This window comes from Enterovibrio nigricans DSM 22720 (assembly GCF_900167155.1).
GTDB lineage: Bacteria > Pseudomonadota > Gammaproteobacteria > Enterobacterales > Vibrionaceae > Enterovibrio > Enterovibrio nigricans.
Genome location: NZ_FUXU01000103.1, coordinates 1 through 10,914, shown reverse-complemented (window position 1 = coordinate 10,914; position 10,914 = coordinate 1). Strand labels below are relative to the sequence as shown.

Here is a 10,914-nt window from a genome sequence, read left to right as displayed (position 1 = left end):
GGGTATGCCTGAAACTCAGTATATTGCTTAAGAACCGAACAACTTTAGGCTGCCATGTCTTCCAACCGAATTAAGCAACAAAGCCATTTGACGATACCAACTACAAATTTACCCCATTGATGTCTGTGGCGATAAGCGCTTGATCATCTGGATTGTCCGCCACTTCATCCGCCATCCAAGGGAGCATACAGTTACGGTCAGTAACACACGGATCGGTTAACGCGTTAAGGAAGGCTTCCAGTCGATTTCTCTCATTGCCATTCAGCCCCACATTCTGGAACAAAGACGTCCCGTCATCCTGTTCGTCATCGAGTTTATTCAAAGCACGGAACGAATTCTGACGAGCATCTGGATACAAACTGGTACAGCCCGACACGTTTTCAAACTGGTCAAGATCACACATCTCATCGTCATCAAAGAAATCGTCAACGGTATTACGAGGATTGTTATAGTGGCGCATTACGTCATTCAAGCTCGCATAGGCACCGCTATGTCCATAGGGCGCAGTTACGGCAACATTGAGCAACGAAGGCGTTCTAAAGCGATAACGATCATCGGTGTCGCCCGTTATCAACTCGCGGCCAAAATCATCATCATCCCCGACACCTTTTCCAGGTCCAATTTGGGGGAAACCCACTGTGTGTTGCTGACCATCACTGAACAAACTACCACTGTGACAATTTACGCAACCGCCGCCATTTTCAGCTGCCGATGTGAAAAACAAAATTGCACCATCAATGGCATCGTCGCTCAATGCTGCGCTATCTCCATCCAGATAGTTTTGCCATGGTGAATTTACAAAGATCATCGAGCGTTGGTATTCAGCAATCGCCAGTGCGATATTATCGAACGTGATCAGCGTATTCGCGCTCGCACTGCTGTTAAATGCAGTTTGAAAAGCACTCAGCCAATCATTGGTCGCCAACTCACCTGCTCCTTCACCAAAATCACCAATCCGAGCAGCAAGGTGATCCCGAATAGAGGCATTGGTTTCTCCGGATTCGAACGTCGAGTCTTTCATTTCTTCAACAGAGGTCACCGGAAACCGTGCCTGTGCGGTAACCAAATTGCTGCCCGCATTGGCGTCGGCCACACCAAAGCCGGAATCAGGCGTGCTGATCCCCGATGCTGCGCCATTTTGCGCCGACTCTTTCCCAAGGCTCTCTACCCGAGAGTCCCAAAACAAACTGGTATCCCAAAGTGCAACGTTAAAAATGGTGGGGGAATTTCTTGGTACATCAGGCAAATCATCGCCATCAACACGCCCCGCCCCCATCACTTGCGGTTGAACCGCATTGACACCGATTGGCATGCTTAACGCATCCGCCCCCCCTAACATCGGATGATGACAACTCGCGCAAGCCACATCTAAATCACCGCTGAGGCTTTTACTAAAAAATAGCTTTTTGCCAAGCTGAGGTAAGGGGTCGTTGATATTGGGAATGGTGCGTCCAGCAGTAGGGTCAACCGCAAGATTCAAGCTACTGATAATGCCGTCGAGCTGCGTTTGCGCCACTGTTTGTGTCATGACTTCGTCGTTTCCTTCGCCGCCTCCTCCACAGCCTTGCAAGCCGATGAATGTAAAGGCCGATAGCCACAATGTGCTTTTTTTTATAGGTATTATGTTTAACATGCGCTTTCCCTAACTAATGCCGTTGAGTGTGAGTCTACGAAGGAAAAGTGCAAAGCTTGCGCAAGAAATGTGGATCAATTGTGCAACTTATGACACGGAGGTTCGCATCAACGTTTGTCAGCATATACTCTCACTAAGTCAAAGGCTTGGAGTATGCATGTCACTATTTATCCGAATATGGCTGAGTTTCCTGATCACACTGGGTGCCATTTTATTGCTCTTGTATACCGCCATTCAATGGAGCTTTAGCAACGGCTTAATTCGGTATATCAACCAACGTGAGGCCGCGACGTATCAAATGCTGTCGCAGAATATCGCTACCTTTTATGTACTGAGTGAAGAACCTTCTTTGCTAGAACAAAACTCCTTTTATTGGCGACAACTCTTAGCCCTGTCCGAAAGTGGAGAAACGTTAACTGAAACGCGGTTGAACGACTGGAAAATACAACATCTTTTTGAACCAGATAAACCACCTCGTAGAAAACATCACAATAATTACTCCCGTGGCAACCCTTCGGATAGAGAACATAAGCCGCCGAGAAGACCACCACCAAATGACCATCTTCCTATCAGCCTCTTATCGAAAGATATGCGCCCAATATATGGCCCTTTCAAGCAAGACTTCAGTGTGTTACCCGTCAACGTGAACGGAGCCATTATCGCGAACATTGCTTGGCCATCATCACGTATCCCTGAATCAACCTATGATGTAGCGTTTGCCGAGAGCCAAAAACATGCGTTCCTCATGCTCGCGTCCTTGGCGTTGGTGTTCGGTGCCATCTTAGCGCTTTTTTTCTCTCGTCGATTTACCAACCCGTTAGATGACATTGCAAATACCACGCAAAAATTGGCACACGGAGATTATGATGCAAGAACCACCACCATAAACGGTCATGATGAGATCACGACATTGGGCAACAACATCAATACGCTTGCCACCACGCTTAAACAAGCAGAAACAGCACGGCGAGACTGGCTCGCTAGCACTGCCCATGAACTCAGAACGCCACTGTCTATCATTAAGGGGGAATTTGAAGCGATTTTGGATGGTATAAGACCAGCAGATGCCAACACACTCACCTCTATCGAAGAGGAAATTGCTCACCTACAAAAACTCATTGAAGATCTTTATGAGCTAACGAATGCCGACGTGGGTGCCATTCGGTACCGGCTAGCACCCCACAATCTTTCCTCCACAGTCGTTCACGTCTGCCAAAAACACGCTCCCATGCTTCTCAATAAAGGAATAACGCTTACTGAAAATGTCACGGACAAGCATGTCATCGTGCATGCTGACGAAATGCGTATCCAGCAGCTGTTGGAGAACTTATTGAGTAATAGTGAGAAGTATACTGACCAACCTGGCAACATTGTTGTGTTACTGGAAGCACGCGCAGATTCCGCCATATTAAGCATTGAAGACAGCGCCCCCGGCGTGCCTGACGACGCTCTTAAGCTGCTATTTGAAAAGCTTTTTCGTGTCGAATCATCACGGAATCGTCAACGTGGAGGCTCAGGATTGGGGCTAGCGGTCGCTAAAAAGATCGTACTCGCGCATGGCGGAACTATCGTCGCTGAACATTCCCATTTGGGAGGATTGAAGTTAGTGATCAAAATGCCCTTACTAAAAGAATAATGTGGAGGATGGATGCCACACATACTGATTGTTGAAGACGAGCCAAAAATATCTCAGTTACTTGCCGATTATCTGCGTCAATCTAATCATGCCGTCAGCCAACTCTATGATGGTGAGCACGTTACCGATTGGGTCGAAGAGTACCTACCAGATTTGATTTTGCTCGATTTAATGCTGCCTGTTAAAGACGGAATAACGATATGCCGAGAGATACGGCAAAACAGCGATATCCCTATCATTATGATCACAGCAAAGGTCGAAGAAATAGATCGGTTACTCGGTCTTGAACTGGGCGCCGACGACTATATCTGTAAACCTTTCTCCCCACGAGAAGTCGTTGCACGCGTAAAAACGGTCCTAAAACGCATAAAACCCAGTAACACGACGGCATTACGTGAAGGGGAGAAAAAAGCGGTGTTGAAACTGGACGAAAGTCGGTTATTGGCCACCTTCCACGACGCGAATATTGAGCTAACTGCCATCGAATTCAATTTGTTGAACCTCTTGGCCAGCGAACCCGGGCGCGTCTTCTCAAGACAACAACTCATCGACAACATCTATCAAGATCACCGCGTCGTTAGTGAACGGACAGTAGATAGCCATATCAAAAAATTAAGACGAAAATTATGCATCGCGAACGCCGATGAGGACGTGGTCCATTCTGTTTATAGCGTGGGATACAAGTTAATCCTGTAAGAAAAGCATACAGTAATTGTCTTCTTTTTTAGCAAGCAACGTGACAACCGACGATTTTGGCTAGTCTATATGTGTTGGCATGCAGTTCACCACTGTGGTAACGCCACATACGGCGTCCATTATTACAGGTGCGTTGAGCCTTAATTTCTGGTTTCACGAAAAGCTAATTAAAAAGAGGAATCGACAATGAGTGTCAACTTTCGGCTAGTAACGTTCGCGGCAGCGCTTTTCTCCCTTTCTGCGTTAGCGCATGAGGGCATGGTACAGGTGCAAAGTCAGTACAGTGTACCCATCACAGCGGATCGCTTAATTGCAGCCGCTAAAGCTCGCGGGTTAACCGTGATAGCGAGAGTGAATCATGGCGAAGGGGCGAAAAAAGCAGGACTTAGCTTAAGACCAACAGAATTGGTTATTTTTGGAAACCCTAAAGTCGGGACGCCAATGATGGTTTGTAATCAAACCGCGGGGATAGACTTACCGCAAAAAGCACTGATATGGGAGGACAACGACGGCATTGTCTGGCTTGGGTATAACAACCCTGAGTATGTCGTTGAACGACATCATCTCGAAGCGTGCGGCCTTACTGTCAACAAAGTCGAAAAAGCGCTCGTCTCCCTCGCAAAGCTAGCAACACAACCTCCCCCGAAATAAGTCTGGAATTTTATGTAAAAAAAGCCCCGTAGCTTTCGCTACAGGGCTTTTTTGAACTTCAGAGTTCGCGTTAAGAATTACTTCTTAGCGTTTTTCTCTTTTTGTTCAGCGATTACTTTTTCAGCAACGTTCGCTGGACATGGTGCGTAGTGTGAGAACTCCATAGAGAACTGACCACGACCAGAAGTCATAGTACGCAGGGTACCGATGTAACCGAACATTTCTGACAGAGGTACGTCACCCTTGATGCGAACACCAGTGGCACCAGCTTGCTGGTCTTTGATCATACCACGACGACGGTTAAGGTCACCGATTACGTCACCAACGTGATCTTCTGGAGTAAACACGTCAACGTTCATGATTGGCTCAAGCAGCTGTGCGCCCGCTTTAGGCATAGACTGACGGAATGCGCCACGTGCAGCGATTTCAAATGCTACTGCAGATGAGTCAACTGCGTGGAAGCCACCGTCGAACAGCTCAACTTCAACGTCAAGAACAGGGAAGCCAGCTAGAACACCAGTGCCCATCATGCCCGCAAAGCCTTTCTCGATTGCTGGCCAGAATTCCTTAGGAACGTTACCACCAACAACCACTGACTTAAAGGTGAAGCCTGAGTTTGGCTCGCCTGGTTTCATGCGGTAGTCGATCTTACCGAACTGACCAGAACCACCTGATTGCTTCTTGTGCGTGTAGCTATCTTCAACTGCTTGAGTGATAGTTTCACGGTAAGCAACCTGTGGTTTACCTACTACTAGGTCTACACCGTAAGTACGCTTCAGGATGTCAACTTTGATATCCAAGTGCAGCTCACCCATACCTTTCAGGATGGTTTCGCCAGTTTCTTCGTCAGTTTCAACTTGGAAAGTTGGATCTTCTGCAACCATTTTACCGATCGCGATACCCATTTTCTCAGAACCGCCTTTGTCCTTAGGAGCAACAGCGATAGAGATTACTGGATTAGGGAAGATCATTGGCTCAAGCGTACATTCGTGCTTAACATCACACAGAGTGTGACCAGTTTGAACGTTCTTCATACCAACAACAGCGATGATGTCACCAGCTTGTGCAGAAATCAGTTCGTTACGCTCGTTCGCCTGCATCTCAACCATACGGCCGATACGCTCAGTTTTACCAGTTGCGCTGTTCAGGATGGTGTCACCCTTCTTCATTACACCTGAGTAGATGCGGATGAAGGTCAGAGCACCGAAACGGTCGTCCATGATTTTGAACGCCAGCGCACGTAGTGGCTCTTCAGCAGATACAATTGCAACTTCGCCAGTCGCTTCACCCGTTTCTGGGTTAGTCAGCGGCTGTGGGTCAACTTCTGTTGGAGACGGCAGGTAATCAACAACTGCGTCTAGTACCAGCTGCATACCTTTGTTCTTGAATGCAGAACCACAGAAAGTTGGGAAGAAAGTACAAGTACGAGTACCAGCACGGATACAACGCTTGATTTCTTCGATTGATGGCTCTTCGCCATCCATGTACGCCATCATCAGATCATCGTCTTGCTCAACAGCAGTTTCGATCATCATTTCACGGTATTCTTCTACTTGGTCAACCATGTCCGCAGGAACATCTTGAACTTCGTAGTTTTCTGGCAGGCCAGTGTCATCCCAAACGTATGCTTTACGCTCAAGAACGTCTACAACACCAACGAAGTCATCTTCACGGCCGATTGGCAGTGTCATAACAATAGGATTCGCACCCAGTACTTTCTTAACTTGTTCAACAACGTTGAAGAAGTCAGCACCCATACGGTCCAGCTTGTTTACAAAGATAACACGCGCAACTTCTGAGTCGTTCGCATAACGCCAGTTAGTCTCAGACTGAGGCTCAACACCACCAGAACCACAGAAAACACCGATACCACCATCAAGTACTTTCAGTGAACGGTATACTTCAACGGTGAAGTCAACGTGTCCCGGAGTATCGATAACGTTGAAACGGTAGCCTTTCCAGAAACAGCTTACTGCTGCTGACTGGATAGTAATACCACGCTCAGCTTCCTGCTCCATGAAGTCGGTAGTTGATTCACCATCGTGAACCTCACCTGTCTTGTGGATTTGACCGGTAAGCTTAAGGATACGCTCGGTAGTAGTGGTTTTACCCGCATCAACGTGCGCGAAAATACCAATGTTTCTGTATTTACTTAGATCTGTCATTGTTCGTCTCTATAAACAATTACTGGCTTATATCAGGGCGGGGAGTATAGCAGGCGTTGTCGCGTAAAGAAACATGTAGAACACAGGGAGATAAGATAAGTTTACTCCAATGTTTTTTTTGACACATTTCTGCGCAAATTAACGCCATTCTCTCCGCTCATTCGTTCGTATTTCGCCATCCGGCATGCCAAAGTGTGTCAAAAGCCAACTAGAAATAGAGCTCCAAGTGGCTTTGGATCTAAAGGGTAGACCGGATCACGACGTAAAGGTTGGCTTTCTTCGTGGAGATTGCGCGTTGCTTTTTCAACCAACCACTTAGCGGCGAAGCAACTATAGTGAATTTTGCTCACAATTCCTAGAACAATGCCTCAGCTCCAGCACAATGTTCTTATATAGTCGGCAGATTTTTTTAATATTGCGTTTTACTCGCAATTTTTTGGAGCTACGCTTTCATGCCTTCTGCACGCATTCCTTCTTTGGAGCTTGGGCGATTAATTGCTATTGTGGCCGTCATTCTCATTCATGCAGGTCCACTGCGAGGAGATGCCTACAGTGCTAACGTCAATCTACTGTCGGATATTATCAATCAAATTTGCCGTTTTGGCGTACCCTTTTTCTTTTTGCTCACAGGCTACTTTGTACAGCCTAAAGTGACATCAACCCCTCTGGCTACACTAAAATCCTACGCTAAACCCTTGCTCACTATCTGGATGGCATGGAGTGCAATCTATTTATTAATGCCGTTTAACCTCGGTACCACACTGACCCAAGGGTACCTCGCCGAGCGCACAGGATATTGGAACTATTTACTTCAAACACCGCTCAACACCCTCTTTGAAGGCGGTTTAGTGCATCTATGGTTTATTCCTGGCTTACTTTCCGCGCTAACAATCATTGCGTTACTGATTCGTTACAAGCAAGAAAGCCTTATCGTCCCACTGGCTTTAGGTTTGTATGTCTGGGGACTAGGTGCAGGCAGCTATCAACCGATATTAGAAGGCAGCACGCCGATATTTTCTCGTAACGGACCTTTTTTCAGCTTATTGATGGTTGTCGCTGGTTTTGAGCTTCGACGCCGAGATATTCGATTCTCGACGGCAGTGGCTGTATCCATGATGCTCGGGGGCTTGTCACTGTATCTTGCGGAAGGATTATATTTACGCAGATACGAAACATGGATGGCGACACACGACTTTTTAATTGGAACACCTTTCATGGCCATCGGCTTGTTCAACCTGCTGCTCAACCATCCCAACTGGGGAAACCATCCGATGACTTTTGCTCTGAGCAAGCATGTATTGGGTGTGTATGTGGGGCACTTCGTGGCGATGGTTGCGCTGTTCAACGTGTTCGGTGCCTTCGTTATAGAAGGGCCGCTAAAAGACCTCCTACTGGCACCATTGACGGTCGCGTTGTCTTTCGGATTGGTGATTTTATTGGGTAAAATTCCCTTCACACGCTTTTTGGTGACAATGAGGTAAAGCCTCTGCACTCGACCTCTAACAAACAGCCCGGATAGCCGGGCTGTTTTGTCAGTAATAATTGGCCAACTCAGCGTGTTTTACTAAGACATCGTTTTTTTAGAAAAGCTATCACGCAAGTGGACTTGGCCGTAATCACTCACAGCCTTAACTTCCGCTAAGGCGCATGCAACATAAATCGGCGTTCCATTTCGGCTTCCTGACTCTCCATCAGTTTTTGTGCCACTTCCATGTGTTCTCGCATTATTTCTCTGGCTTCTTCCGAGCGACCTTCCCGCAATGCTTGAATCAGATTCTTTTGGTGTTTAAAGCCTTGCTCCCAAAGCTCATGATTATGAGGCTCATACAAGCGTCGATAAACCGTCAGGTCGGTCAGCATGCGAACCATAAATCGAATGATAAAACCAAGAAGCTCATTTCCTGCAAGTTCTGCGAGAATGATATGAAACTGGAGAGAATCAATATGCTGCTTTCGCTCATCTTCTGCATCAAGAGCAGGTTGCGAATACTTCTCTAGGTTTGCCTCTAACTTGATAAGGCTTTGCTCCGACACATTCCCTGCTAAAGAAGCAACCAACTCGGGCTCAAGCAGTTTACGGAGTTGATATATGTCCTTTATCGAAAGCTTATTGAAGAAGAAGTAATTACTGAGCAAGCTGCTGGCCATCGGCTCGGAGACTGCATTGATAAACGCACCACCTTTTGGACCCGTGCGAGTCACAATCAACCCTTGCGCTTCCAACACCCTCGTCGTTTCACGAATGGTGCCTTTCGACATGCCGAACAGGGCCATCAACTCTGGCTCTGGCGGTAATTTGTCACCCGGTTGGAGGCCTTGCTCTACAATCCAGCTTTTTATTGCCTCCGCCACCTTATAGGGACGGCGCATTTTTGCAGAAGGCAAAGCGTTACTCGTACGGGAAGTAGCAGGCGACAAATTCGTTCTCCTTTATTTTTGTCAGCGGAGGCGGCGCAGCGAGACATTCTGGTTGCGCTTTGGGACACCTGCCCGCAAAACCACAACCTTGAGGAGGGTTAAGCGGGTCTGGTAATTCAGCATGCTGTGTTGGTACTTGAAGCGGCCGCCCAACAACAGGCGCACTGTTCGCCAACAGCTGAGTGTACGGATGTTTGGGAGAATTGAAAATCCTTTCAGCAGGAGCGAGCTCAACCAATGCGCCCAAATACATCACCGCGACTCGATCACTGATAGCTTCGACCACAGCAAGATCATGACTGATGAACAGATAAGTCAGGGATAGCGACTGTTTCAGCTCTGCCAGCAAGTTCAATACCTGAGCCTGAACCGACACATCCAGTGCGAAAACAGGTTCATCCAACACCAGTATTCTAGCATTCGCGGCAAGTGCTCTTGCGATACCAATACGCTGCGCCTGACCACCGGAAAATTCATGCGGATAACGCGCTAAGAACTCTTCGCGAAGCCCCACTTGGCGGAAAATCTCTCGGATCCGAGATTCACGGCGAGTTTTCTCCATCTCATGAAGATAAATCAGGGGCACTTCCATGAGTTGCTGAATGGTTTTCCGCGGGTTTAGGCTGCTAATGGGGTCCTGAAAAACATACTGTATAAGCTTACCATTTTCTTTTGGGCTGCTGGGCGATAACACCTCTCCTTCAACCAGTACTTGCCCTTCGGTTGGCTCTGTTAATCCCACCAGCATTCTTGCCAGCGTCGATTTTCCACATCCCGACTCACCAACAATACCTAATGTCTCGCCTTGCTCCACATCCAAACTGATTGCTAGTACGGCTTTCACACTCGGATAAGTGGATGCAAAAAGGGGCTTTTTGAAATAAAAGGTTTTCTTCAATCCTTGGATTTGCAACGCGGCCGTCATACCAACTTCTCCTCGGGATAGTGACACAACACCATGCGGCCGGCTCCTTCAGTACATTCCACAACACCCTGCTGACAAGACGCTGAGGCTTTTCTGCACCTTGCAGCAAACGCACACCCTTCCGGCAATTTGTCTACAACGGGAGGTAAGCCGGGTATGGCTTCCAGCTTTCCTTTACCACGACCAAGCTCTGGCACACAGGCAATCAGCCTTTTGGTGTAAGGATGGGCAGGTGAATCCAAAACCGATTCAGTCGGTCCTGTTTCAACAATTTTTCCTGCATACATAACCGCAACACGATCACAAAGCTGCGCCACTACGCCAAAGTCATGAGTGATAAACAGCACCGACACGTTTCTGGTGCGACGAAGTTCATCCAACAGCGCAAGGATTTGCCCTTGTACGGTCACATCCAATGCAGTGGTGGGTTCATCAGCAATGATCAGCGAGGGGTTGTTCACTAACGCCATGGGGTTGTTGCAAAAAATCCGTAGTGATCCAAAATCGTCTCATTTCTCCCTGGCGGATAACGGATAGATGGCCAACAACGAATTCAAATGGAAACATTTTGCCCCCGAAGTCATTCTTTGGTGCCTGCGTTGGTATGGCTCCACCCCCATGAGCTACGCTAACCTCAGCGATATGCTGCAGGAGCGAGGAATTTCGGTTAACCGCTCGACCATTTACCGTTGGTTCATTGAGTATGCCCCAGTATTACGCAAAAAATTACGCCGTTATCAGTTCATCCGTGCAGACACGTCTTGGCAGCTCGACGAAACTTACGTCAAGG

General features: G+C 47.6%; 9 protein-coding genes and 1 pseudogene. 5 read left to right on the top strand and 5 right to left on the bottom strand.

The window, feature by feature from the left end; genetic code table 11:
• Positions 1–100: 100 nt before the first annotated feature.
• Positions 101–1,633, bottom strand: a complete 1,533-nt coding sequence (locus tag B5D35_RS20865; protein WP_078754417.1) for a cytochrome-c peroxidase — start codon at positions 1,631–1,633, stop codon at positions 101–103.
• Between the two features lie 157 nt (positions 1,634–1,790).
• On the opposite strand from B5D35_RS20865, the gene B5D35_RS20860 reads away from it, so the two are divergent.
• The 3 genes from B5D35_RS20860 (at position 1,791) to B5D35_RS20850 (ending at position 4,616) form a co-directional block, all read left to right on the top strand.
• A complete protein-coding gene (locus B5D35_RS20860) occupies positions 1,791–3,269 on the top strand; it encodes an ATP-binding protein (protein ID WP_078754416.1) in 1,479 nt (492 codons plus the stop codon).
• Between the two features lie 12 nt (positions 3,270–3,281).
• A complete protein-coding gene (locus B5D35_RS20855) occupies positions 3,282–3,965 on the top strand; it encodes a response regulator (protein WP_078754415.1) in 684 nt (227 codons plus the stop codon).
• A gap of 186 nt (positions 3,966–4,151) precedes the next feature.
• Positions 4,152–4,616, top strand: coding sequence for a DUF302 domain-containing protein (locus tag B5D35_RS20850; protein ID WP_078754414.1), 465 nt, complete (start codon positions 4,152–4,154; stop codon positions 4,614–4,616).
• Between the two features lie 77 nt (positions 4,617–4,693).
• On the opposite strand, the gene fusA is transcribed toward B5D35_RS20850, so the two are convergent.
• Complete coding sequence (gene fusA / locus B5D35_RS20845; protein ID WP_078754413.1) at positions 4,694–6,781, bottom strand: elongation factor G; 2,088 nt, start codon at positions 6,779–6,781, stop codon at positions 4,694–4,696.
• Positions 6,782–7,233: 452 nt separating this feature from the next.
• On the opposite strand from fusA, the gene B5D35_RS20840 reads away from it, so the two are divergent.
• Positions 7,234–8,262, top strand: a complete 1,029-nt coding sequence (locus B5D35_RS20840) for an acyltransferase (RefSeq protein ID WP_078754412.1) — start codon at positions 7,234–7,236, stop codon at positions 8,260–8,262.
• Between the two features lie 157 nt (positions 8,263–8,419).
• On the opposite strand, the gene B5D35_RS20835 is transcribed toward B5D35_RS20840, so the two are convergent.
• Genes B5D35_RS20835 through B5D35_RS20825 form a run of 3 tightly spaced genes read right to left on the bottom strand, consistent with a single transcriptional unit; the run spans position 8,420 to position 10,594 of the window.
• The gene (locus B5D35_RS20835) at positions 8,420–9,199 is read right to left on the bottom strand and encodes a FadR/GntR family transcriptional regulator (protein ID WP_078754411.1); all 780 of its coding nucleotides are present in this window, start codon (positions 9,197–9,199) and stop codon (positions 8,420–8,422) included.
• A complete protein-coding gene (locus B5D35_RS20830) occupies positions 9,171–10,124 on the bottom strand; it encodes an ABC transporter ATP-binding protein (RefSeq protein ID WP_078754410.1) in 954 nt (317 codons plus the stop codon). Before B5D35_RS20830 ends, B5D35_RS20835 begins: the two co-directional genes overlap by 29 nt.
• Positions 10,121–10,594, bottom strand: a complete 474-nt coding sequence (locus B5D35_RS20825; RefSeq protein ID WP_078754409.1) for an oligopeptide/dipeptide ABC transporter ATP-binding protein — start codon at positions 10,592–10,594, stop codon at positions 10,121–10,123. The genes B5D35_RS20830 and B5D35_RS20825 overlap by 4 nt, the downstream gene beginning before the upstream one ends.
• Before the next feature lie 67 nt (positions 10,595–10,661).
• Between B5D35_RS20825 and B5D35_RS20820 the strand changes: the two are divergent.
• Positions 10,662–10,914: pseudogene (locus B5D35_RS20820) on the top strand (IS6 family transposase); the annotation flags it as partial.

Bases quoted from the DNA above. Each gene is read 5' to 3' on its own strand.
- B5D35_RS20865 (WP_078754417.1), bottom strand. From the start codon at position 1,633: ATGTTAAACATAATACCTATAAAAAAAAGCACATTGTGGCTATCGGCC.
- B5D35_RS20860 (WP_078754416.1), top strand. From the start codon at position 1,791: ATGTCACTATTTATCCGAATATGGCTGAGTTTCCTGATCACACTGGGT.
- B5D35_RS20855 (WP_078754415.1), top strand. From the start codon at position 3,282: ATGCCACACATACTGATTGTTGAAGACGAGCCAAAAATATCTCAGTTA.
- B5D35_RS20850 (WP_078754414.1), top strand. From the start codon at position 4,152: ATGAGTGTCAACTTTCGGCTAGTAACGTTCGCGGCAGCGCTTTTCTCC.
- fusA (WP_078754413.1), bottom strand. From the start codon at position 6,781: ATGACAGATCTAAGTAAATACAGAAACATTGGTATTTTCGCGCACGTT.
- B5D35_RS20840 (WP_078754412.1), top strand. From the start codon at position 7,234: ATGCCTTCTGCACGCATTCCTTCTTTGGAGCTTGGGCGATTAATTGCT.
- B5D35_RS20830 (WP_078754410.1), bottom strand. From the start codon at position 10,124: ATGACGGCCGCGTTGCAAATCCAAGGATTGAAGAAAACCTTTTATTTC.
- B5D35_RS20825 (WP_078754409.1), bottom strand. From the start codon at position 10,594: ATGGCGTTAGTGAACAACCCCTCGCTGATCATTGCTGATGAACCCACC.